This is a genomic window from Pseudomonas sp. A-R-19, from assembly GCF_019956575.1.
Classification (GTDB): domain Bacteria; phylum Pseudomonadota; class Gammaproteobacteria; order Pseudomonadales; family Pseudomonadaceae; genus Aquipseudomonas.
Genome location: NZ_JAHBDR010000104.1, coordinates 108,501 through 132,679 on the forward strand (window position 1 = coordinate 108,501; position 24,179 = coordinate 132,679).

Annotated in this window: 20 protein-coding genes and 1 pseudogene; 9 read left to right on the forward strand and 12 right to left on the reverse strand. The window is 56.8% G+C overall.

Going from position 1 to position 24,179, the window contains the following annotated elements; translation table 11 throughout:
- The first annotated feature begins 65 nt into the window (after positions 1-65).
- The 3 genes from KGA88_RS28435 (at position 66) to KGA88_RS28445 (ending at position 2,602) form a co-directional block, all read left to right on the forward strand.
- Positions 66-641 (forward strand): TetR/AcrR family transcriptional regulator, encoded by a 576-nt coding sequence (locus tag KGA88_RS28435; protein ID WP_110661491.1) that lies wholly within the window; start codon positions 66-68, stop codon positions 639-641.
- Positions 642-743: 102 nt separating this feature from the next.
- Positions 744-1,826: a redoxin domain-containing protein gene (locus tag KGA88_RS28440; RefSeq protein WP_110661489.1), complete on the forward strand. Its 1,083-nt coding sequence runs from the start codon at positions 744-746 to the stop codon at positions 1,824-1,826.
- Positions 1,827-2,176: 350 nt separating this feature from the next.
- Positions 2,177-2,602 (forward strand): type II toxin-antitoxin system HicB family antitoxin, encoded by a 426-nt coding sequence (locus tag KGA88_RS28445; protein WP_110661487.1) that lies wholly within the window; start codon positions 2,177-2,179, stop codon positions 2,600-2,602.
- Between the two features lie 1,167 nt (positions 2,603-3,769).
- Here KGA88_RS28445 and katG read toward each other — a convergent pair.
- A complete protein-coding gene (gene katG, locus KGA88_RS28450) occupies positions 3,770-6,037 on the reverse strand; it encodes a catalase/peroxidase HPI (RefSeq protein WP_223595945.1) in 2,268 nt (755 codons plus the stop codon).
- 307 nt (positions 6,038-6,344) lie between these two features.
- On the opposite strand from katG, the gene KGA88_RS28455 reads away from it, so the two are divergent.
- Positions 6,345-6,503 (forward strand): hypothetical protein, encoded by a 159-nt coding sequence (locus KGA88_RS28455; RefSeq protein WP_181432106.1) that lies wholly within the window; start codon positions 6,345-6,347, stop codon positions 6,501-6,503.
- A 54-nt stretch (positions 6,504-6,557) separates the two neighbouring features.
- On the opposite strand, the gene KGA88_RS28460 is transcribed toward KGA88_RS28455, so the two are convergent.
- Both KGA88_RS28460 and KGA88_RS28465 read right to left on the reverse strand, forming a co-directional pair.
- Positions 6,558-6,755 (reverse strand): YbdD/YjiX family protein, encoded by a 198-nt coding sequence (locus KGA88_RS28460; RefSeq protein ID WP_046042517.1) that lies wholly within the window; start codon positions 6,753-6,755, stop codon positions 6,558-6,560.
- A 14-nt stretch (positions 6,756-6,769) separates the two neighbouring features.
- Positions 6,770-8,827: a carbon starvation CstA family protein gene (locus KGA88_RS28465; RefSeq protein ID WP_223595947.1), complete on the reverse strand. Its 2,058-nt coding sequence runs from the start codon at positions 8,825-8,827 to the stop codon at positions 6,770-6,772.
- 466 nt (positions 8,828-9,293) lie between these two features.
- Between KGA88_RS28465 and KGA88_RS28470 the strand changes: the two genes are divergently transcribed.
- The 3 genes from KGA88_RS28470 to KGA88_RS28480 all read left to right on the forward strand — a co-directional run bounded on the left by KGA88_RS28470 (position 9,294) and on the right by KGA88_RS28480 (position 11,853).
- Positions 9,294-10,658, forward strand: coding sequence for a cache domain-containing protein (locus KGA88_RS28470; RefSeq protein WP_223595949.1), 1,365 nt, complete (start codon positions 9,294-9,296; stop codon positions 10,656-10,658).
- Between the two features lie 32 nt (positions 10,659-10,690).
- On the forward strand, positions 10,691-11,323 hold the full coding sequence (locus KGA88_RS28475; RefSeq protein ID WP_110661730.1) for a response regulator: 633 nt from the start codon (positions 10,691-10,693) through the stop codon (positions 11,321-11,323).
- A gap of 245 nt (positions 11,324-11,568) precedes the next feature.
- Positions 11,569-11,853 carry a hypothetical protein gene (locus KGA88_RS28480; RefSeq protein ID WP_223595951.1) on the forward strand — a complete coding sequence of 95 codons (285 nt, stop codon included), beginning with the start codon at positions 11,569-11,571 and terminating at the stop codon, positions 11,851-11,853.
- 110 nt (positions 11,854-11,963) lie between these two features.
- Here the strand turns inward: KGA88_RS28480 and KGA88_RS28485 are convergent, their stop codons facing one another.
- Positions 11,964-12,179 carry a molybdopterin-binding protein gene (locus tag KGA88_RS28485; protein WP_056724180.1) on the reverse strand — a complete coding sequence of 72 codons (216 nt, stop codon included), beginning with the start codon at positions 12,177-12,179 and terminating at the stop codon, positions 11,964-11,966.
- Between the two features lie 263 nt (positions 12,180-12,442).
- On the opposite strand from KGA88_RS28485, the gene KGA88_RS28490 reads away from it, so the two are divergent.
- Together KGA88_RS28490 and KGA88_RS28495 are read left to right on the forward strand one after the other, a co-directional pair.
- Positions 12,443-12,604 (forward strand): hypothetical protein, encoded by a 162-nt coding sequence (locus tag KGA88_RS28490; RefSeq protein WP_223595953.1) that lies wholly within the window; start codon positions 12,443-12,445, stop codon positions 12,602-12,604.
- 53 nt (positions 12,605-12,657) lie between these two features.
- Positions 12,658-13,248, forward strand: coding sequence for a helix-turn-helix domain-containing protein (locus KGA88_RS28495; protein ID WP_160386044.1), 591 nt, complete (start codon positions 12,658-12,660; stop codon positions 13,246-13,248).
- Between the two features lie 138 nt (positions 13,249-13,386).
- On the opposite strand, the gene KGA88_RS28500 is transcribed toward KGA88_RS28495, so the two are convergent.
- From KGA88_RS28500 to KGA88_RS28535, 8 genes and pseudogenes are all read right to left on the reverse strand, one after another.
- Complete coding sequence (locus KGA88_RS28500; RefSeq protein ID WP_082562944.1) at positions 13,387-13,896, reverse strand: hypothetical protein; 510 nt, start codon at positions 13,894-13,896, stop codon at positions 13,387-13,389.
- 272 nt (positions 13,897-14,168) lie between these two features.
- A pseudogene (locus tag KGA88_RS28505) lies at positions 14,169-15,203 on the reverse strand (type IV secretion protein Rhs); the annotation flags it as partial.
- A gap of 304 nt (positions 15,204-15,507) precedes the next feature.
- The gene (locus KGA88_RS28510) at positions 15,508-15,987 is read right to left on the reverse strand and encodes a hypothetical protein (RefSeq protein ID WP_223595955.1); all 480 of its coding nucleotides are present in this window, start codon (positions 15,985-15,987) and stop codon (positions 15,508-15,510) included.
- Between the two features lies 1 nt (position 15,988).
- Positions 15,989-18,202 (reverse strand): RHS repeat-associated core domain-containing protein, encoded by a 2,214-nt coding sequence (locus KGA88_RS28515; protein WP_411740871.1) that lies wholly within the window; start codon positions 18,200-18,202, stop codon positions 15,989-15,991.
- Between the two features lie 308 nt (positions 18,203-18,510).
- A complete protein-coding gene (locus KGA88_RS28520; RefSeq protein WP_110658485.1) occupies positions 18,511-18,783 on the reverse strand; it encodes a hypothetical protein in 273 nt (90 codons plus the stop codon).
- A gap of 245 nt (positions 18,784-19,028) precedes the next feature.
- Entirely contained in the window at positions 19,029-19,460 is a 432-nt protein-coding gene (locus KGA88_RS28525) for an NTF2 fold immunity protein (RefSeq protein WP_223595957.1), read from the reverse strand.
- 1 nt (position 19,461) lies between these two features.
- Positions 19,462-23,694 carry an RHS repeat-associated core domain-containing protein gene (locus KGA88_RS28530; RefSeq protein ID WP_223595960.1) on the reverse strand — a complete coding sequence of 1,411 codons (4,233 nt, stop codon included), beginning with the start codon at positions 23,692-23,694 and terminating at the stop codon, positions 19,462-19,464.
- Between the two features lie 3 nt (positions 23,695-23,697).
- A complete protein-coding gene (locus KGA88_RS28535) occupies positions 23,698-24,165 on the reverse strand; it encodes a DcrB-related protein (protein ID WP_223595962.1) in 468 nt (155 codons plus the stop codon).
- Positions 24,166-24,179: the final 14 nt, after the last annotated feature.

Here is a 24,179-nt window from a genome sequence, read left to right on the forward strand (position 1 = left end):
CATCATAATTACCACCCCCCCGGCGAATATTTGCCAGGGCGCTCATCGGATGGCAGGACCCGCTCATGAAAGTGACGAAAGACCAGGCAGCCGCCAACAAGGAAGCGATCCTCGGCGCGGCCTCGAAGATGTACCGGGAAAAAGGCATCGACGGCATCGGGATCGGCGAGCTGTCGCGCTCGGTAGGCCTGACCCACGGCGGCTTCTACGGACAGTTCCCGGGGGGCAAGGAGCAGTTGGCGTCAGAGGCGGTCAGCCGCACGTTCGAAACCAACATCGCAGACTGGCGAGCGGCCAGATCCATCCCCGAACTGCTCAAGGGTTACCTGACCCAGGGCCACTTGAAAAACTGGAGCGAAGGCTGCCCGATCCCTGCCCTGGGCGCCGATGTCGCGCGCAATGGCGGTGCCGTCAGCCACTCGTTCACCCAGGGCGTGCAGACCCTGATCGATACATTGCTGCCACTGGTCGACGGCGAAACCGACGAGGAAAAACACCAGGAAGCCTTGCGCATCCTGTCATCGATCACCGGGGCGATACTGATCGCCAGAGCCCTGGACAACCCGCGATTGTCGGAGCAGTTCCTGCAATCGGTGATCGATTCGTGGTCTGCCGACGCCGAAAAAACAGACGCGGGCTGAACGCTGACCTTCAGCACTCCGGGCAGCGTCGCCAAGACTGAACTAGCTTTACAGGCAAGGTCTTCCTGCCAGCGATCCACTGCCAACCGGCAAGGAGTTGTGATGCGTGCCACGGCATTTTCAGTCGGCCAGCCAGCCCCTTGGTTCCATTGCCGCACTCAACTCAGAGAACGCTTTTGCTTCGATACCATTGCCGGTCGGTATGTCGTGCTGTGTTTTTTCGGGTCTGCGGCTGATCCTGCAGCCACTGAAATACTGGACAGTATCCAGGCCCATCGCCAGCGGTTCGATGATGCTCAAGTCTGCTTCTTTGGTGTTTCCGTCGATCCGGATGATGAAAAGCTCAAGCGCGTGGAAAGTTTGATACCCGGCATACGCTTCATCTGGGATTTCGATCGGGCAGTCAGTCAACTCTACGGTGTCTTGCAGCCAGACGGCAGCATCAGGCAAATGACCTATGTGCTGGATCCTGCGCTACGAGTCCTGGCCATCGTCCCGATAGAGGCAGCGATTGATAACCATGTACCCTCTTTAGTGCGCTTTCTGGATAAATTGCCTGCACTGGCTGCGCCACATGCCGCCACGCCCCACGCCCCCGTCTTGGTGGTTCCGCGTATATTCGAGCCGTCGTTGTGTAAAGCACTTATCAGTTATTACGACGAACGCGGTGGAGAGGAATCCGGGTTCATGACAGAGCAATCGGGTAAAACCGTCCACATCAAAGACCACAGCCACAAACATCGTCGTGACTGCGTCATTGAAGATGAAGTTCTATCCAAAGCATGTTCATCGCGTATTACCAACCGCCTGCTTCCAGAGTTACAAAAAGCGTTCCAGTTCAATGCCACTCGAATGGAACGCTATCTGGTGTCCTGCTACAACAGCGAGGAAGGCGGCTATTTCCGACCCCACAGGGATAACACCACGAAGGGCACGGCGCATCGGCGTTTTGCCGTTTCCCTGTTTCTCAATACGGGAGAGTTCGAAGGTGGTTTCCTGCGTTTCCCGGAGTACGGAAAAGCACTTTACAACGCTCCTACAGGAGGGGCTGTGGTGTTTTCATGTTCACTTCTGCACGAAGCCACTTCTGTAACCCAAGGTCGCCGTTATATGTTTCTGCCGTTTCTATACGATGAAGCGGCCAGCGCCATTCGAGAGGAAAACCTCGCATTTATTCAAAGCTGACTCGCGAGCAACACAATTCAGCTTTCGCTTCATGGTCGCTGGATGCCCTCCGCTGATGCAGAAGTCGGAGGGCAAGCCGGGGTACTATCGCCGGTCATTCCAGCGTTACGACAACCTCCGCTATTTCAGATCGAAATGATTCAGGTTCATCACTTTGAAGGGCAACCCCTAGGGGTCAAAAAGCCTACTTCTGGGTTTGTATGGCTCGGTTTGGCTATGTAAAGACAGCTTTATGTCACGGTAGCAAGGAAATGCCAGAACCGACCCGCAGGGCGATCATTAAACAACTGGGTCTCTGAGAGCCCCTTCACCCCATCTGCACGCTGGACGATCACCTCCAAGGAGTGACCATGTACGACTATGCAATCCGTTTTGAGAAAGACACGTGTCCAGGCCTGGCGGTCTACTGCCGGGATCTTCCTTTACTCAATAGCTATGGCGATGACCGAGAGCACGCCATCAGCGAAGCCGTGGATGCCATCGAAACAACCCTGTCTATCTTTGTCGATCAGCGCCTGGCTATTCCCGCTTCATCTGCGCCAGAGACCGGAGAGGAAGTCATTCACTTACCTGCGGTGACAGTGGCCAAGATCGTTTTGTGGAACGAGATGATGGCGCGCGATATGTGCAAGGCCGATTTGTGCCGCCTACTCGGACTGGCTCAGACCCAAGGGGATCGCCTGGTCGACTTCCTGCACACCTCGAAGATGGAAGCCATCGAGAAAGCTTTGGCAGCCCTGGGCAAACGTATACGAGTGTCTGTCGAAGCAGTCTGAATAAAAAATCGGCCCCATCTGCACTCCGCATTCGCAGCGATGGGTGTTGTGGAGCCGAAAACGAAAAAGCCCCGCATATAGCGTAATGCTGTTCAGTTAAGGAAATTGTAGGAGCGAGCTTGCTCGCGATGGACTCAAGAGCGCCGCGTTTAGCCAGTAAATACGCGTTATCGTTAACGACCATCGCGAGCAAGCTCGCTCCTACAAAGGACCACATTCGCTTAAGTGAACAGCATTACGCATATAGCGAGGCCTGTAAATTTCTAGCGCTTTAGACTGACGCTACTAAACGCAGCTGCATAAAATCATTATCGAGACTCAGGTTATCGCACTCGCGACATAAACCGACGAAATCGAATGAATGCCGCGACCGGGTAATATCTAAAAAACAGAATATTTACAAGCGTCAGATTATATATCAAATACATTATGCCGGATGACAAAATCGCGTATAAAAACTCGCTCCTCCCGAAAAAACTCATTTTCTTTTTAGCAATTAGATTAGTGCAATCAAGATAATTAATATAAATCACAAAAAAAGAAAGCAAAACCAACAAAAACGGCAACATCAAAAAAACGCGTAGTGGTGCGTCTTCAAAATTAGACGCTGTAAATTTCGATTTACTTATAATTAAATACGAGTAGCCCAGCGCAAAAAACGGTGCAAGCAAACAAATATAGTTGGCGACAACCTTGGAAACCAGAGGAAAATTAGACGAGCCAAAACCCACACTCCCGAAAAAATATCTATCAATATCACTATCAAGAGCAGAGTAAAATGACGTATTCGCGTACGCTGGAACAAGAATTGAAAAAAAGAAAATTGGCAACAACGTAAATGCAAGAAAAAAATAGGGCACTTTCGCTTTTACAAACTTTATCCCTGATTGCACCTTTAACACTCCATATATTTGAAAAGCTTCACACCACCCTGCATGGCAGGGCAATTTCTGAAAAACATATTGATTCAAGATAACTAGTCGCGAAATGCACTTAAGGACGCAGTCGAGGATGAAATCCTGGAGAGCAATCCGCTCTCTGGGTGGGCCTTCAGCTAAGAACCCTGGAAGCATGCGGAACACATCTACCGGGTAATCTGGTCACTGGATGCCCTCCGCTGATGCAGAAGCCGGAGGGCAAGTCATTCCAGCTTTACGCCAACCTCCCCTATTTCAGATCGAATCGATCCAGGTTCATCACTTTGGTCCACGCAGCGACGAAGTCCATGACGAACTGCTGCTGCGCATCGGCGGTGGCATAGAATTCGGCCACCGCACGCAGCTGTGCATTGGAGCCGAAGACCAGGTCAACCCGGGTGCCCGTCCACTTCACCGCACCGGTCTTGCGATCACGTCCTTCAAACTCCTGTTGGGCGTCCGACACCGGCTTCCACTCCACGCCCATATCCAGCAGGTTGGTGAAGAAGTCGTTGGTCAGTGCCTCCGGCCGTTGGGTGAACACACCGTGTTTGCTCTGGCCGACATTGGCGTTCAACACCCGCAGCCCGCCCAGCAATACGGCCATTTCCGGCGCGCTGAGCGTCAACAGTTGTGCCTTGTCGATCAGCAGTTTTTCGGCGGGCACACGGTACTGTTGCTTCAGGTAGTTGCGGAAACCGTCGGCAATCGGCTCAAGGAAACCGAAGGATTCGACATCGGTCTGTTCCTGACTGGCGTCCGTGCGTCCCGGGCTGAATGGCACCGTTACGCTGTGGCCGGCGTTTTTCGCTGCCTGTTCGACCCCCGCGCCACCGGCGAGCACAATCAGGTCGGCCAGGGAGATTTTCTTGCCAGCGGATTGCCCGCCATTGAACTCCTTCTGGATGCCTTCGAGTTTGCCCAGCACATTGGCCAGTTGCTCCGGCTGGTTGGCCTGCCAGGACTTCTGCGGCGCCAGGCGCAGACGCCCGCCGTTGGCGCCGCCGCGTTTGTCGGAACCACGGAAGGTGGAAGCCGCCGCCCACGCCGTCGATACCAGTTGCCCAACCGACAGGCCGGAAGCCAGTACCTTGCTTTTCAGGGCCGCCACATCGCTGTCGTTTACCAGCGGATGATCGACGTCAGGGATCGGGTCTTGCCACAGCAGTTCTTCGGCCGGCATTTCCGGGCCGAGGTAGCGCGAGAGCGGGCCCATGTCACGGTGAAGGAGTTTGTACCAGGCGCGCGCGAAGGCATCGGCCAGCTGATCGGGATTGGCCAGGAAGCGCCGGGAAATCGGCTCGTAGATCGGATCGAAACGCAGGGCCAGGTCCGAGGTGAGCATGGTTGGATCGCGACGCTTGGACGGATCAAAGGCATCCGGAATGGTCCCGGCACCGGCGCCGTTCTTCGGCTTCCACTGATGGGCGCCAGCGGGGCTCTTGGTCAGTTCCCAGTCGAAACCGAAGAGGTTTTCCAGGTAGTTGTTGCTCCATTTGGTCGGCGTGGTGGTCCAGGTCACCTCCAGGCCGCTGGTGATGGTGTCGGCGCCCTTGCCGGTGCCGAATGTGCTCTTCCAGCCCAGGCCTTGCAGTTCCAGGCCGGCGGCTTCAGGTTCCGCCCCGACGTTGTCGGCAGGCCCGGCGCCGTGGGTCTTGCCGAAGGCGTGGCCACCGGCGATCAGCGCCACGGTTTCCTCATCGTTCATCGCCATGCGGCCGAAGGTTTCGCGGATGTCCAAGGCCGATGCGACAGGGTCGGGCTGACCCTCCGGGCCTTCCGGATTCACATAGATCAGGCCCATCTGCACGGCGGCGAGGGGGTTTTCCAGATTGCGCCCATTTTCGGTACGACTATCTTCGTTACGACCCGGCTCGGCCACGAGCGGGACATCGCCGGGTGCCTGTGCGGGCTTGCTGTCGTCTTTGCCATAGCGGCTATCGCCACCCAGCCATTTTTTTTCAGAACCCCAGTACACGTCTTCGTCCGGTTCCCAGACATCCGGACGGCCGCCGGAAAAACCAAAGGTCTTGAAGCCCATGGACTCAAGGGCGACGTTGCCAGTGAGGACGATCAGGTCGGCCCAGGAGATTTTGTTGCCGTACTTTTGCTTGATCGGCCAGAGCAGCCGGCGGGCCTTGTCGAGGCTGACGTTGTCCGGCCAGCTGTTGAGCGGGGCAAAGCGTTGCTGGCCGGAACCGGCGCCGCCCCGGCCGTCACCGGTGCGATAGGTACCGGCGGCGTGCCAGGACATGCGAATAAAGAAGGGGCCATAGTGACCAAAGTCCGCCGGCCACCAGTCCTGGGAATCGGTCATCAGCGCAGTCAGGTCTTTTTTCAGCGCATGGAAGTCCAGGCTTTTGAAGGCTTCGGCGTAGTTGAAGGCGCCCCCCAACGGGTCAGACTTGGGCGAGTGTTGACTCAAGATCTTCAGGTTCAGTTGGTTCGGCCACCAGTCGCGGTTCGTCGTGCCACCGCCAGCGGCGTGATTGAACGGGCATTTCGATTCAGTTGACATGGCATCTCCTCTTTATTTTGTTTTAGCTAACCACCCTTGAGCGTGGATCCGGATCACCGATTGATGAAATAGCTTTTCGGTATGGGATCCATAGCCTTAAGGCTATGACAGGCCCGTGATCAGTCGCTCCAGAACATCCATTAAAGTACCGGTCGGGGAAACTGTCGCTTCATCCGGGGAGATAGCTGATAAACAGCGCAAATCAGAAACGAGAGGCAAGATCATCAACACCTGCCACAATGGATTAATACTATTGCTACAGGGACGTCGGCGATCGGCAGGATCGTTTTGCGCGAGAGGTTTCGCCATGTACGTCAAAGCCATTGTCATCTGGGTAGTGCTGGCGATCATCGTCGTCGCCGTGCTCTGTCGCCTGGTACATAACGCCAAGGTCGCCGACCGCGCGCTCAAGATCGCCAAGCCGGACAGTCAGCCCCCCGGACGCAAGGGTGACAAGGCTCCATGACCTGCGGACAGACCAATAAAAAACCGGCCTTTGGGGCCGGTTTTTTTTACTCGCTCAACAGCACTTCGGTCCGGCTTTACTGCCGTAACGGGCCTCCTGGCGCTCGCGGAAGAACGCCTCGTAGTCCATCACCGGTTTGTCCGGGTGCTTGTTCTGCATATGCTCGACGTAGTTGTCGTAGTCGGGCATGCCGACCATCAGGCGCGCAGCCTGACCAAGGTATTTACCCAGGCGACTCAAGTCATTGAACATGCTGCCCTCCTCGCTTACGCATTCGGCACAGCCTGGAATGGCGCTTCTTTATCCGTACGCTCTTTGCTGCCCCAGGCGGAGATACCGACCTTGAGCGCGAAGAACAGGATGCTGAACACCACGAACAGGAACAGCGCGGTCAGCGTCGCGTTGGTGTAGGCGTTGAAGATCACGTGCTGCATCTGGTCGATGCTCTTGGCCGGGGCCAGCACCTGACCGTTGGCCAGGGCATCGCTGTACTTTTTGGCCAAGGCGAGGAAGCCGATCGCCGGGTTGGCATCGAACAGCTTGATGAAACCGGCGGTGGTGGTGCAGATCAGCAGCCATACGGCTGGCAGCAAGGTCACCCACACATAACGCTGGCGCTTCATCTTGATCAGCACCACGGTGCCGAGCATCAGCGCGATACCGGCCAGCATCTGGTTGGAGATGCCGAACAGCGGCCACAAGGTGTTGATGCCGCCCAGTGGGTCGATCACGCCCTGGTACAGCAGATAACCCCACATCGCCACGCAACCGGCAGTAGCGATCAGGTTGGCGGTCCAGGATTCCGTGCGGCGCAGGGCCGGTACGAACGAGCCGAGCAAGTCCTGGAGCATGAAGCGACCGGCACGGGTACCGGCATCCACGGCAGTCAGGATGAACAGCGCTTCGAACAGGATCGCGAAGTGGTACCAGAACGCCATGGTGTTCTCGCCCGGCAACACGTGGTGCAGGATCTGCGCGATCCCCACCGCCAGGGTCGGCGCACCACCGGCACGGGCCAGGATGGTGGTTTCACCGATGTCATGGGCGACCGCTTGCAGGGCTTCCGGGGTAATGGCAAAGCCCCAGCTGCTGACGGTTTGTGCAACGGTAACCGCATCGGCACCAACCACGGCAGCCGGGCTGTTCATGGCGAAGTACACGCCCGGATCGATCACCGAGGCTGCAACCATGGCCATGATCGCCACGAAGGATTCCATCAACATGCCGCCATAACCGATGTAACGGGCATGCCCTTCACTGGCGAGCAGCTTCGGCGTGGTGCCGGAGGCGATCAGCGCATGGAAACCGGAGACCGCGCCACAGGCGATGGTAATGAACAGGAACGGGAACAGACCGCCCTTCCATACCGGGCCGTTGCCGTCGATGAACTGGGTCAGGGCCGGCATTCTCAGCTCGGGCATGGTCACCAGGATGCCGATGGCCAGGGCAACGATGGTGCCGATTTTCAGGAAGGTCGACAGGTAGTCGCGCGGCGCCAGGATCAGCCACACCGGCAACACCGCCGCGACAAAGCCGTAGCCGATCAGCATCCAGGTGATCTGCAGACCGGTAAAGGTAAAGGCCTTGGCCCACACCGGGTCCGCGGCAATCTGCCCGCCGAGCCAGATCGAACCGAGCAGCAACAGCACGCCGACCACCGAGATTTCGCCGATGCGGCCCGGGCGGATGTAGCGCATGTAGACGCCCATGAACATCGCGATCGGCACGGTCGCCATCACCGTGAACATGCCCCACGGGCTCTCGGCCAGGGCCTTGACCACGATCAGCGCCAGCACCGCGAGGATGATGATCATGATCAGGAAGCAACCGAACAGCGCGATGGTGCCGGGGATGCGGCCCATCTCTTCACGGACCATGTCGCCCAGGGAGCGGCCGTTGCGGCGGGTGGACATGAACAGGACCATGAAGTCCTGCACGGCACCGGCCAGCACCACGCCGGCAATCAGCCACAGCGTGCCGGGCAGGTAGCCCATCTGCGCTGCCAATACCGGACCGACCAGAGGACCGGCGCCGGCGATAGCCGCGAAGTGGTGACCGAAGAGTACGTGTTTGTTGGTCGGTATGTAGTCCAGACCATCGTTATTGAGCACAGCCGGCGTGGCCCGATTGGGGTCGAGCTGCATCACTTTATTGGCGATGAACAGGCTGTAGTAGCGGTAGGCAACAAGGTAGATGGCGACGGCTGCGACTACGATCCACAGGGCGTTGATCGCTTCGCCGCGGCGCAGGGCCACGACACTCAGCGCAATCGCTCCCAGGACAGCCACGGCAAACCAGGCGAGGTGTTTAGCCAGACGGGGCATAGCGTGTCTCCTGCCGACAGCCAGTGACTGCGGCGGTAATTTTTATAATTGTGTCCGCGATGCGGAGCTGGCCCAATATCCACGCATGCCGTCCACAAATAAATCCGCGTTACTACGTACGTGGCGTCTACGTAGTTCTACGTAGGCGCCACAGTATTCGAGGGTGTACACACACTCACATCAGACACAAATCAACTGTAGGAGCGAGCCTGCTCGCGATGGTATTTCAGGCACCGAGTCGCGTCGGCCGTACCTTTTTCGCGAGCAGGCTCGCTCCTACAGGGGATGTGGGTTGACCATCGAATCCGGGACCATCCTCGATCAATTGTGGGAGCGGGCTTGCCCGCGAAGAGGGAGTGTCAGTTGACATTGATGGCGCTGACACCCCGCTATCGCGAGCAAGCTCGCTCCTACAGGGCGTATCTTTGGCATATGATGCCGAGCCTTCGCGCGGGCAGGAGTCAACATGCAGCTCAAACACAAGATCGTCGCCCTCGGGATTCTGCCGCTGGTGCTGGCCATTGCCGTCATCTGCGCGCTGGTGATTTCCCTCAACCGCCAACTGGGCGATCAACAGGCGCAACTGATCGAAGACAGCATTCTGGCGAGCAAGCGCGCAGAGCTGAAAAACTACGTGGAAATGGCGAAAAGCCTGATCGCCCCCCTGTACGACGACGGCCACGGCGACGCCCGCGCCCAGCAACAAGTGCTGGAAGAACTGCGCAAGCTCAGCTTCGGCATCAACGGCTACTTCTTCGTCTACGACCACGAAGGCCGCAGCCTGATGCACGCGCGGCAGTCGGAGCTGGTGGGCCAATACCTCTGGGACATGAAAGACCCCCACGGCCTGCCGGTGATTCAGGCGCTGCTGCAAAGCGCGCAATCGGGCGAAGGCTTCCAGCGCTACGCCTGGAACAAGCCCTCTTCCGGCCAGGTGACCGACAAGCTCGCCTACGTGGTGATGCTCGATCGCTGGGGCTGGATGCTCGGCACCGGCATCTACCTCGAAGACGTCGAGCGCGCCACCCAGCAGGCCCGCGCCGAAGTGGCCATGGGCATCCGCAAGACCATGATGGCGATTGCCGTGGTCGCCCTGGTCGCGGTGCTGTTCGTATTCGCCACCGGCATGACCCTCAACGTCAGCGAACATCGCCTGGCGGACAAGAAACTGCAGCGCCTGACCCAACGCATTGTCAGCCTGCAGGAAGAAGAACGATCGCGGGTGTCCCGCGAACTGCACGACGGCATCAGCCAGGTGCTGGTCTCGATCAAGTTTCAGTTCGAACTGGCCAGCCATCTGCTGGAGCGCGGACAAGCCGACGACAAGGGTTTGAACGCCCTCAGAGACGCCACCGAGCGCCTCGGCGATGCCATCGGTGAAGTGCGCAGCCTCTCCCACGACCTGCGTTCCTCCTTGCTCGACACCCTCGGCCTGCCGGCGGCCATCGGCCAACTGGCCGCCGAATTCGAGCAGCGCAGCGGGCTGACCGTGACCTATGACGAAAATGAATTCGACTGCCTGCTGGTCGACGGCGCGGCGGTTTCGCTGTTCCGCATCGTCCAGGAAGGCCTGACCAACATCGAACGCCACGCGCAGGCGAAAAACGTGTCCATTACACTGCGCGGCTGCGACGAGTCCGTGCGTCTGACCCTGGTCGATGACGGCATCGGTTTCAACGTCGCCCAGGTCGAACGTCGCCAGGCCGGCATTGGCTTGCGTAACATCCGCGAACGCGTCGAACATTTTGGCGGGCGCTTCGATTTGATCTCGATGCCGGGCAGAAGCGAGCTGGACGTACGGCTGCCAATGAAACCAGGCACAAAACGCTGAGCCCGCGCAAAACTACAAGAGTGAATACTGCGATGAACCTGCCCTCCCCGATCCGCGTCGCCCTGGTCGACGATCACTCCCTGGTCCGCGACGGCATCAAGGCGCTGCTGGCCGTGATGTCGCCCCTGGAAATGGTCGGCGAAGCGGAAAACGGCGCCGAGGCCATCGAAATGGTCGGACGCTGCCAGCCCGACCTGCTGCTGGTCGACATCAGCCTGCCGGACATGAACGGCCTGGAACTGACCCGCGTGCTGCGCAGCCAGTACCCGTCGCTCAAGGTGCTGGTACTGAGCATGTACGACAATTACGAATACGTGAGCGAGTCGGTGCGCTCCGGCGCCAGCGGCTACGTGCTGAAAAACGCCCCGTCACGGGAAATCATCGCCGCCATCGAAGCCATCACCAGCGGCGGAACCTTCTACAGCGCCGAAATCGCCCAGCGCCTGATCGCCGACAAGAACACCGACAACGAACTGACCCCGAGGGAAAGCCAGGTCTTGTCGAAGATGGCGCAAGGCTTGAACAACAAGGAAATGGCCCGGGAACTGGACATCAGCGTGCGCACGGTGGAGACACACCGCCTGAGCATCCGGCGCAAACTCAACATCGACAAGCCCGCGGCGCTGGTCAAATACGCCCTCGATCACGGCCTCATCTCCCGCTGACACCTCGAAACCTGTGTTCACTGCAAAAACCTGTGGGAGCGGGCTTGGTCGCGAAGGCGTTGTGTCAGTCGACAACATTGCTGGCAATGCCGACGCCTTCGCGAGCAAGCCCGCTCCCACAATGGTCAGCAAATCATCCATTGACTGCGTCGATAGTCACCATTGACTCAATGAAGTTCTCTTAAAAAATCCACGGCGTAACATCTGCTCCATACCAACCCATAAGTACCCCGGAGCACACGATCATGAAACGCCAGACCCTCCTCAGCATCGCTTTCTCGGTTTTCGCAGTTAACGCTTTCGCCGCTACCTCTGCTCAACCTGTGGTCGCTGAAGGCGGCTCGGATCGACTGATTGAAAGCCGTGTGGCAGAGGGTGGTTCCGACCGCCTGATCGAAAACCGCGTCGCTGCGGATGGCTCCGACAAGCTGATGCAAAATCGCGTCGCTGAAGGCGGTTCCGACAAAATGCTACAGAACCGCGTCGCTGAAGGTGGTTCTGACAAACTGCTGCAGAATCGCGTCGCATAAACAAACCGCGTCGCCACAACGCCCAACAAAAACCCGGCCTGATCAGCCGGGTTTTTTCATGACTTTTTTAAACCCGCAGATCACCCGTCAACTATCAATGATTCAGGCTTTTAAAGCTTGGCGATGGAGACTTCCGTCGACTTGACGAAGGCAATCACCTCGCTGCCCACCTTCAACTCCAGGCTGCGCACCGAACGCGTGGTAATCACGGAAGTGACGATCCCGGAGGCCGTTTGCACGTCGATTTCGGAGACCACTTCGCCTTCGAATATTTCCTTGATGACGCCCTTGAACTGGTTACGGACGTTGATCGCTTTGATGGTCATGATAAGGCTTCCTGTCTGGCGTCGAGACCATCCGCATGGATGGGCAGGCCCTCAAGATGCACTGCATCAGCCAACACAAAAAGGAATATATAATTACATGTTTAGACCATTTGGAAATATAATGGGCATTCATAAGCGCCTGGAAATCGCCCACCGATAAGAACCAAAAAGAATTAATAAATGAAAATTCAGTATTTATCGTTATAAAAATAGAAGCGTACTCTCCAGTCATCCCGCCATTCATCACCACAGTGAAGTGCCCCATGAATCCGACTGACAACCTCATCGATTTCGCCAGCTACCGCAAACGCAAACAAGCTCAGCAACGGGCACGGGCCATGTGGGAGATGTACGCACGCAACGCCGGATTACAGGCATTGCAGTGGATTCAGGCGTCTCGGTCTACCGAGACACGTCAGGCGTGAACGCGCACGAATCCTCGCGCTTTCTGATAAGCGCGGACGAGCCTGTGCTGGATCTGAACAATCCGGATGCCCCGGAAGAGGACCCGATCTGCGAACGGGTCGGACAAAACCTGCTGCGTCTGCGCAGCAAGCGCCATCTGTCCCTTGATGCCCTGGCCCGACAGTGCGGCGTGAGCCGCGCCATGCTGGCGCAAATCGAATCGGGGCGCAGTGTGCCGTCCATCAAGGTGCTGTGCAAAATCGCCAAAGGCTTGAAGGTCTCGGTGGCGGCGTTTCTGGAGCATCGGGCCTTCGAAGGTGTGGCCCTGTTGTCGGCGAGCCAGAGCAAACGCCTGGTCAGTGCCAACGGCGCTTTTGTCAGCCGCGCCCTGTTCCCCTTTGACGTGGCGCGCCAATCGGAATTCTACGAACTGCGCCTGAGCGCGTTGGGAGAGGACCAGTCGCAGGGCCATGGCCCAGGTGTCCAGGAAAACCTGGTGGTGGCGCAGGGCGTCCTGGAAATCAGCGTCAACGATGAACGCTACCTGCTATCCACGGGGGACTCGATCCTGTTTTACGCCGACCAGCCCCACCGCTATCGCAACCCCGCCGACAGTGAGGCCGTGGCCTATCTTGTAGTGACCTACCCCGAACGCCTGGACTAAAACCCCCTTCTTGTAGGAGCGAGCTTGCTCGCGATGGACGTCAACGATGACGCGGGTTTTCTGAAAAAACGCGTCAGCCTTGCGTCCATCGCGAGCAGGCTCGCTCCTACAGGTACAGGTACAGGTGCAGTGCAGGAATCAGCAAGTGCAGCACATCAGCGGCATGCCGTTGCAGCTCATCATCATCGGCATGCTGCAGTCGTTCATCATTTTCATCATCAGGGCACAGCAGTTTTTCATCATGTCCATGTTCATGCCGGCCATCGGCATGATTTTGCACATCATGCAGTCCGCCATGAGCGTGCATTCCATCACGCACTTCATCGACGGCATCGGCATGCCCATCACTGGCATCGACATCATCATGTTCATCATCGGCATGGCCATGCTCGCCGGGGACATGCACATCATGCTCATGTTGCCGCAGTGCATCATCATCGGCATGCCGCAGTTCATCATCAACTGCATCATTTCAGCGCTGTTCCGGAACATGGCCATGTCCATGCCAGCGGCCGGCATCATCTTGCACATCATGCCGTCGTCCATCATGTCGCAGGACATGGTCGCCATCATCATCGGCATGCCCATCATCGACATCATCGGCATGTTGGCGTTCATCGGCATTTGCATCTGCATGGCATTCATCATGGTGTTGTTCCCTGAAGGACTGGATAGTTGGACGAAGCTGATGGAGGCGGATTCTAGGGAATCGGCCGGGCGCGACAAGCTGGCGATCAAACAGCCAAAGTCGATGTCGCGGCAGGCTTAACGAGGCAGGCAGGAGGATTGTTTCTGTTGTGACGAACGATTCGATTCGATCACGGACAAGGTGAAAAACATGACGTGGATTATTCGGTTATGGATATGCAGATTGCATCTATTTAAATAACGGAAAGAAATAAACGTTCTAACCGGTGTAGCAATCTTTCCCAACTGGTTGAGTTGAAGTTCAGCCGGTTCGCCGCGGCGTCGTAGCGGAATTCTTCGCTGTCGATCAACTGGCCGGTGTCGCGGCTGTGCAACTGGCCGTTGGCTTCGTATTCGTACTTGATCTCGCCACGCAGTTTGTCGAGGGTGCGGGTCAACTCGCCTGCGGGGTCGTACTGGTGGCGGCGGTGGATCGGGTTGTAGGCGTGCTCCACCAGCAGGTCGGGCTGGATGCCGGGGTTGTGGATTTTCGAGAGTTTTTCCGCCGGCAGGCGCGAGGCGAACTGCCAGTTCTTGCGGCCCATGGCGTCGTAGCCGAAGCAGCTGGTGAGCGTGCCCTGGGTGCGCAGGACTTCACGGTGCAGGTCGTCGCGCTCGATGTCGCTGATCAGCTGGCCGTCGAGGTTGAGTTGGTGCAGGTGGCCGCTGCCGTAGTAAAGGTGATTGAGGTGTTGGCCGGAGGGCAACGTCAGGGTGGTGAGGTTGCTCAGTGGGTCGTATTCGTAGGATAAGGCGCCTTGCGCCGTGGTCTCCTGGATCAGTCGGCCGAGCAGGTCGTAGGAGAACTCGAGTGCTTCTTCGCTGACACCCAGTTGCTTGCCCTGCCCGGTCGGCAGGCGCTGGATCGACAGCAGGCGATCAGCGTCGTCGTACACGTAATCCTGACGGGCATCGGCATTGAGTTTGGCCATCAGCCGACCAATGCTGTCGCGCTCGAACTCGGTGCGGCGCTGTGGCCGTTCGCCGCGTTCGCCGTAGCCGGTTTCATCGACCTGGGTCAGATGCCCGCCGAGGTTGTAGCTGAAGCGTCGGGTCAGGTTGTCGATGCGTTTTTCTTCGATCAACCGGTCGGACGCATCGTAGGCGAACTGGTACGCCGCGTTGTTTTCGTTGACCAGCGCGGTGAGGCGAATCGCCGGGTCGTATTCGTAGCGAATGCGCTGGCCCTTGGCGTCCTGGCGGCTGCTCGGCAACCCGCGGGCGGTGCGCAGCAGGCGCGTGGTCTGGCCTTTGCCGTCGGTGTGCGCACGTCTGTGATCGATAGGGGGGCACAGGCCTTGATGTCGACGCGGAACTGGAAGCGCTCATTATCACTGGTCCTATGCTCCACCATACGTTGCCAGTTGCGAATGTATTCTCAGTGACAATTAAAGTTCGGGGTCAGGGCATTGCTGTGGCTGGCGATCAAGTCGTCGCCTTAGTTGAAACGGCGCGCTGAATCGTCAGATATCTAATGATCTACATTGTTAAAGAGCGAAGTATATATACCCATGTTAACGGAGAGCCAACATCCCACCATCGACAAAAGATGATATAAATCTTCACCACAATTCAAATAACGATTATTTTTTTATTAAAAAAGCCAACAGGCCAATGACCAGAGTAATATAATTTTATTATTGCCGCCCATCGATCACCAAACCCATAATAACTTTCAGATACATATTGCCTAAAGGCAAAACACACCCCATTTCTTGCAGCAATACTAAAATCATGTGGCGCACAAATGAACTTGCTCTTATCAACGTTTTTTGTAGCCGCCATTACTGCCTTATTCACTTTCATTCGCATAGCGACTAAGTCTGGTGGCGCTTTAGGAACATCATAAAACGGATCGGGTTGGGTTGGGGCTGTAGGCAGCCATTCAACACCATCATAGCACCCATGAAACTCAGACTCAGAAGGCTCTACGAAAACCTTCCGAACGCTCTCTATATATATATAATTATTATCTTCAGGCCCGCAACCTCCCATATTAGAGAAAAACTCAAATCCTTCTATTTTTTTACACTCTTCATCAATATCAATCATATTACAATCTCAGATCAGTTATTGTACCAGGCGGCAGAGCCTTTCTTCCTTGTTGAATTGTGGTCCTAAGAACGCCACCTGCGGCATGCGGACCTGGAATCCCAGGCAAAGAATGATTTGGCAATGCGCCATGTGTTGGCATCAGATTCCACCACTTATTCGCTCCACCACTTTCCAAAGGTATGATGTGATGGGGAGTTGCACCAGATGGCCATACTCTACCGGTGTTAGCTTCCCATTGCTTCATCAAATAGTTCTGACTGCCCACAAATTCTTTCCGTGCCATCTGATTTTGAAACACAGTACGTCGCTGAACAACGGGTAGATTTCCTTTCAAAATCTGAGCTTGCTTGGCGGTGATTTCCCCTCCAACAGATGCGACTTTGTTCGCATCATTGACGACCCTTTCATGAAGCGACGAACAGGTTAATCCTAATGGATCTATCCAACCTAAAGGGTTACTCCCATACTGATAGAGATTATCCCCACCCAACAACCCAATCGGATCCTGCGTAACAAACCGCCCCACCTCCGGATCGTAATACCGAAACGTGTTGTAGTGCAGCCCCGTCTCGTCATCGAAATACTGCCCCTGAAACCGCAGGTTCTGCTCGACATCATTGACCGCCAGCCTTTCAACAGCCCCCCAAGCCTTGTACGTCGCCTGCCAGACAATCTGCCCTTCACGGTCAGTCATCTCCAACGGAGTACCAATCTGATCGGTATGGAAGTAATAGAGCTGCTGCTCTTCCCCCTCTGCCTGATCCACCCGCGCCAACGGCGCATAACTCCCCGGCTCATACAGGTACAAACTACTCTGCCCCGGTCGCTCCTCACGCAGCATCCGCAAGCCTTGCCACAAAAAGTGCTTCTGCTCGATCTTGCCGTTGACCTCTGAAACCTTGGCAACCCGTCGCCCCAAACTGTCATACCGATACGCACCGGTACTTTCCAGCTTGCCGTTAACCAACGTCTCAGCCCGCACCAACCGATTTTCACAGTCATAACCAAACGTCTGCAGCGTGCCCATGCCGCTGCGTTTTTCAATCAGGTTGCCCCACGCATCGTAGGCATATTCCTGATCCCGCCAGCGCTTGAGGCGGTTGTCTTTGACGTGATCAAACTGGCTGGTGTTGAAGTTCAGCCGGTTCGCCGCGGCGTCGTAGCGGAACTCTTCGCTGTCGAGCAACTGGCCGGTGTCGCGGCTGTGCAGTTGGCCGTTGGCTTCGTATTGGTACTTGATCTCGCCGCGCAGTTTGTCGAGGGTGCGGGTCAGTTCGCCGGCCGGGTCGTACTGGTGACGGCGATGGATCGGGTTGTAGGCGTGCTCGACCAGCAGGTCGGGCTGGATGCCGGGGTTGTGGATTTTCGAGAGTTTTTCCGCCGGCAGGCGCGAGGCGAACTGCCAGCTCTTGCGGCCCAGGGCGTCGTAGCCGAAGCAGCTGGTGAGTGTGCCCTGGGTGCGCAGGACTTCGCGGTGCAGGTCGTCGCGCTCGATGTCGCTGATCAGCTGGCCGTCGAGGTTGAGTTGGTGCAGGTGGCCGCTGCCGTAGTACAGGTGATTGAGGTGTTGGCCGGTGGGCAACGTCAGGGTGGTGAGGTTGCTCAGTGGATCGTACTCGTAGGACAAGGCGCCTTGCGCCGTGGTCTCCTGGACCAGTCGGCCGAGCAGGTCGTAGGAGAACTCGAGTGTTTCTTCGCTGACACCCAGTTGCTTGCCCTGCGCGGTCGGCAGACGCTGGATCGACAGCAGGCGATCAGCGTCGTCGTACACATAATCCTGACGCGCATCGGCATTGAGTTTGGCCAGCAGTCGGCCAATGCTGTCGCGCTCGAACTCGGTGCGGCGTTGTGGCCGCTCGCCGCGTTCGCCGTAGCCGGTTTCATCGACCTGGGTCAGATGCCCACCGAGGTTGTAGTTGAAGCGCCGGGTCAGGTTGTCGATGCGTTTTTCTTCGATCAACCGGTCGGACGCATCGTAGGCGAACTGGTACGCCGCGTTGTTTTCGTTGATCAGCGCGGTCAGGCGAATCGCCGGGTCGTATTCGTAGCGGATGCGTTGGCCCTTGGCGTCCTGGCGACTGCTCGGCAGGCCCCGAGCGGTGCGCAACAGCCGGGTGGTCTGGCCTTTGCCGTCGGTATGGCTGAGCACCTGGCCGAGGGCGTTGTAGGTGAACGACTCGGCGCTGCCGTCCGGATGATTGATGCGCAGCACTTCGCCGTCGGGTTTGCGCTCCAGCGTGGTGGTCTGGCCCAGCGCATCAGTGACGGCGACCAGATGCTGGCGCTCGTCGAAGCGGTAGGTGGTGTTTTTACCCGAGCAATCCTGGAAGCGTTCGACCTGGGCCAGGGTGTTCCACCACAGGTATGTGTGACTTGCGCCGGACGTCGATTATTACTATAGAGAAAGTGGCTGACACAATGTTGACAGCCACTTATTTCAATGAATTTTGAAAGAGCGAACGACAGATGACGTTAGTGACCGCATCAAGAAGAGAAATAGCGTCGAAAAAAATCAAGCACTCAAGGTCTGACAACCAAAAAACCATTAACTTCCCTCTGTGCAAAATCCATTTTTTCAAGCAGCGATTTCTCATAATCACTATATATCTCTAAATACTCCCTAGGCGAAAACCTGATTAAATTATCGGTCAAATTACCTCCAAGCAAGAGCATTACTACCCTTTCGTAATTTTCGATAATAGAGCGTAGATCTGTCCCTCCGCGCACTGCCTGAGCTTGTTTTAACTCATTTGATATTTCTCGCAACAAACCTATCAGATCAGTCTCTTTCATCTAGCCCCCTTTATATAGCGCCATCCTGAGGCGCTTTCAAAATTTATGGCCCACCCAATGCAATGCGGCAAATGAGTGAAGAGAGTGACTAAGACAAAGGCTTCTAGCCACTCACAAAACTAGATTTTAAAGAACTTATTTAACTTTACAGATTACACGCAACTCCGCTTACACCATCAGAACTCTTTGAAAGCTCGCTCAGCGCATGTGAAAAAAAACCACTGATTCCATTTCAGCATCTCACACTACAAAGGTGAACGCTTCCACTTATCGTCATAACCCAAACTTTCTTTCTTCTTAATTTTCCACTCACCAGCTTTACAAACCATAACTATCCGCGATGTAACCTCTACCCCAACAGTTTGTTGTATCTGAAAAACGACTTCATCGCCACTCACAGAAATAACCTCTATAACGTCAGACTGTGGGTCGTACGTGGGAGGATTAACACAACCCAAATCTATCAAACGGCCAAAATTACTCTTATCTTTCAAAGCAAATTTATTTAGTATTTTTTCCAACCTTCCCCCAAAGGAAGCTTTAATTGCAGGATCATCCCCCTCTCCGGCTAGACTTTCTTTTCGAACCTTGAAGAATTCTGCTTCCCAAGAATTCATTTCGGCCATAAATTCATTAACATTCTTTAACGCGCGCAATGAAACTTCTTTATCAGTCATATCAGTTCCCAAATATTCCTTCGAGTATTTTACTACCCTGACGGTAAACATCATAGGTTATCGATGTTGGACGCGTCCCCCCGTTGCCATAGATAAAATTCAACTCAACGTCTACAGCACCTTTCTTTTTTACCGCATTCGCAACTGCCGACTCAAAGTCTCTAAATTGGCCACGATTTATGCCTTTTAACTGTGGAAAAACTCCATTTTTCCCACCCGAACCACCAAGTAGCTTACCGATTATATGTCCCGCATCATCATCTGAATTACCCAGCGATCTGGCCCAAAACCGAGAGGACTCATTAGTTGCCGTACCCGTCCCCAAGTCCTTCGGGGTAATGGTAGCGGTTGCTTTCAACGGCTGCCCTGCCGCCCCTCTGGTGACATTAGTAGTCACGCACCACCCTAGAGGGTCAATCCACCCGTTAGTGTTGGGGGCATAACCATACAAATTACTACCACCTAACAACCCAATCGGATCCTGCGTAACAAACCGCCCCACCTCCGGATCGTAGTACCGAAACGTGTTGTAGTGCAGCCCCGTCTCGTCATCGAAATACTGCCCCTGAAAGCGCAGATTCTGCTCGACGTCATTGACCGCCAACTTTTCAACCGCCCCCCAAGCCTTGTATGTCGCCTGCCAGACAATCTGCCCTTCACGATCAGTCATCTCCAGCGGAGTACCAATCTGATCGGTATGGTAGTAATAAACCTTCTGCTCTTCACCCTCAGCCTGATCCACCCGCGCCAACGGCGCATAACTCCCCGGCTCATACAGATACAGACTACTCTGCCCCGGTCGCTCCTCACGCAGCATGCGCAGGCCTTGCCATAAGAAGTGTTTCTGCTCGGTCACGCCATTAACAACAGACTGTTTGCCGACCCGCCGCCCCAGGCTGTCGTACCGATAAAAACCGGTACTCTCCAGCTTGCCATTAACCAACGTCTCCGCGCGCACCAACCGATTTTCACAGTCATACCGAAACGTCTGCAGCTTGCCCATGCCGCAGCGTTTTTCAATCAGGTTGCCCCACGCATCGTAGGCATATTCCTGATCCCGCCAGCGCTTGAGGCGGTTGTCTTTGACGTGATCAAACTGGCTGGTGTTGAAGTTCAGCCGGTTCGCCGCGGCGTCGTAGCGGAACTCTTCGCTGTCGAGCAACTGGCCGGTGTCGCGGCTGTGCAGTTGGCCGTTGGCTTCGTATTGGTACTTGATCTCGCCGCGCAGTTTGTCGAGGGTGCGGGTCAGTTCGCCGGCCGGGTCGTACTGGTGACGGCGATGGATCGGGTTGTAGGCGTGCTCGACCAGCAGGTCGGGCTGGATGCCGGGGTTGTGGATTTTCGAGAGTTTTTCCGCCGGCAGGCGCGAGGCGAACTGCCAGCTCTTGCGGCCCAGGGCGTCGTAGCCGAAGCAGCTGGTGAGTGTGCCCTGGGTGCGCAGGACTTCGCGGTGCAGGTCGTCGCGCTCGATGTCGCTGATCAGCTGGCCGTCGAGGTTGAGTTGGTGCAGGTGGCCGCTGCCGTAGTACAGGTGATTGAGGTGTTGGCCGGTGGGCAACGTCAGGGTGGTGAGGTTGCTCAGTGGATCGTACTCGTAGGACAAGGCGCCTTGCGCCGTGGTCTCCTGGACCAGTCGGCCGAGCAGGTCGTAGGAGAACTCGAGTGTTTCTTCGCTGACACCCAGTTGCTTGCCCTGCGCGGTCGGCAGACGCTGGATCGACAGCAGGCGATCAGCGTCGTCGTACACATAATCCTGACGCGCATCGGCATTGAGTTTGGCCAGCAGTCGGCCAATGCTGTCGCGCTCGAACTCGGTGCGGCGTTGTGGCCGCTCGCCGCGTTCGCCGTAGCCGGTTTCATCGACCTGGGTCAGATGCCCACCGAGGTTGTAGTTGAAGCGCCGGGTCAGGTTGTCGATGCGTTTTTCTTCGATCAACCGGTCGGACGCATCGTAGGCGAACTGGTACGCCGCGTTGTTTTCGTTGATCAGCGCGGTCAGGCGAATCGCCGGGTCGTATTCGTAGCGGATGCGTTGGCCCTTGGCGTCCTGGCGACTGCTCGGCAGGCCCCGAGCGGTGCGCAACAGCCGGGTGGTCTGGCCTTTGCCGTCGGTATGGCTGAGCACCTGGCCGAGGGCGTTGTAGGTGAACGACTCGGCGCTGCCGTCCGGATGATTGATGCGCAGCACTTCGCCGTCGGGTTTGCGCTCCAGCGTGGTGGTCTGGCCCAGCGCATCAGTGACGGCGACCAGATGCTGGCGCTCGTCGAAACGGTACGTGGTGTTTTTACCCGAGCAATCCTGGAAGCGTTCGACCTGGGCCTGGGTGTTCCACCACAGGTATTTGGACTTGTGGGTCGCATCGATGATGGTGTGTGGAAGGCCGTCGTCGCTGTTGAGGTATTCGGTTTTATTGCCCAGGGCGTCGACTTCGGCGATCAAGTTGCCCTTGGCGTCGTAGCGGGCCTGCCAGGTGCTGCCGTCGAGGAAGGTCGTTTCGGTGACCAGGGTAGTGCCGAGGTGGTACTTGTATTTGATCTTGCGGCCCAGTGGGTCGGTTTCTTCAAGCAAACGCGAAAAGTCGTCGTACTTGAACCCCAAGCGGTTGCCATCCGGCAGCTTGAGACCGGTCATGTTGCCGGCTTCGTCGAGGTCGATAGCGTACTGCTCGCCGCCGAAGTCGCGACTGGCAATCACGCGGCGATCGTCGTTGTAGTGGATCTGCAGCTCACGGCCCAGTGCGTCAGTGGCCCACGAGGTGCGCTGCTTGAAGTCGTAGCGGTAGTGAAAGTGTTCGCCATCGCTGGTCCAGTGCTCGACCACACGCAACTGGTCATCAATGGTTTCCCAACGGTAATGACAGCTCAGGCCCAGGGCGTTGCTGTGGCTGGCCATCACCCCATCGGCGTAGCTGAAGCGGCGCATCGAATCGCTGTTGCGATTGATCACCTCGATGAGTTGGCCGTTGTCGTCATAGCGGTACTGCACCAGGGTTTCAACCGCCAGGTTGTCGACGACGCGCTTGACGTTGGTCAGGCGCCCCAGCGGGTTGTCATAGTGCAGGTGCACCCGAACCCCGCCAGTGGCGCTGATGTCGGTCAACCGGCCTTCTGCCGTGCGGGTGAAATGCAGGTAATGCCCAAGGGCATTTTCCAGGCGTTGCAGCGGGACATCGCTGTTGTCGTCCGGCACCTCGCCGAAGTAGAAGAACAGGTTGTCGAGGGTTTGCAGCAGGTAGTGGCCGCCTTCGGTGCGGACCAGGTGGAGCTGCTCATAGGGGTTATAGATGCGATCGCCTGGCTCCACATCCACAAAGGGCACGCTGCGCCCCTGGTTATCCGTGAGGTAGACGAAGCTGCCGCTTCTGCGCAGGTTTTGCTCCCAAGGCAAGACCCAGCCTCTGCCGAGCACGCTGTCGACGGTCAGATCGCTGGCATAGAAGCGCGACCATTCAATCGGCATGAGCCCCGGCAGCGCAAAGTCGGTTTCTCCCGACTCGAGCAACAGCTTGCGCCCGCTGGTAAGGTCGACGGGATTGCCGCTCAAACCGCCGATTGCGCGCTCAACGGCCGGACCGATGACAAAGCGACCGGCCAGGTAGCTGGCGGCCACGGTCGCGCCAAATCTCAATGCGCAAGGTCCGGCCGCCTTCAGACCTTGCACCATGCCCAGCCTGAAGATCGGACCTATTGCGCGGCCCATCGAGGCGACGATCATCAGCACGTCGACGGTGACCCGCAGCCAGCCGGGAATTTCTTCGTCGACATCGAGATAGCGCTCAGTCCCGCCGCCAATGAACACATTGTTCGAGCCGCTGGAGATCTTCGCGCCGCAAGTGAGTTTGTCACCCTTGCGCGAAGCCGCCACATTGTTGATGAAAACGTTGGAAGAGCCTTCGGCAACCATTACCGGTGCGGGGTGTTTATCGCAAATACCCATGCTCAGTTTTGCGTGGGCGGCATTACGGCTGTTGATGAACACATCCGTCGAGCAGCCTTCGAGCTTGATCCCCCCGGCGGGCGAACTCATTGCCGACCCTATGCTTTCGCCAATCATGGGGACGAAACTGGCAGCCAGCCCTACGGCAATCCCCAGCAGAATTCCGCCGAGCCCCGCCGTGCAGATCGTGAATGCGGCAGCCGTCGCAATCGCAAGCCCGATCACCGCGCCGGCGAGAAAGCCGCCGAGCGCACTGGTGTGTTCAATTTCATCGCCCCAACGCGCAGCTTCGAACATGGGTTACTCCTGTTCGGCGCTGTCGGTGGACACCGTATCGGCCTGGCGCGGTTTGAAACTTGCCAGCAGCTGCAGCCAATTCTGGTTTTGTGTGGCGCTGAAATCAGCCTGGCTGGTGGTGGAAAACACCAGGATGCGACCCGGTTCGATTTCGAACGCTGCCTGCCGTTGGTACACCGGTCGACCATCGTTCATGTAGTAGGCATCCACCTGGATACCGGAAAGCGGTTGCTCCCCGGACAGCGCTGCCGGCTTCTTGCTAAGCACGATATGGCCGCGCAGTTTGGCGGCAATGAGTTTTACCTGGCGCTCGATGTAAGCCTTCAGATCCTCTGCCGGCAGCATGTTGTCGCGCGACAGTGTGATGTTCAGCGGCGCAGGAATACTGGTGCCGAGCACAAACATGTTCACCGTGCGGTCCTGAAAACCTTCCGGCAACGTGATGGATCCTTCCTGAAGCTGATAGTCCATTGGGCGTGCGTTCC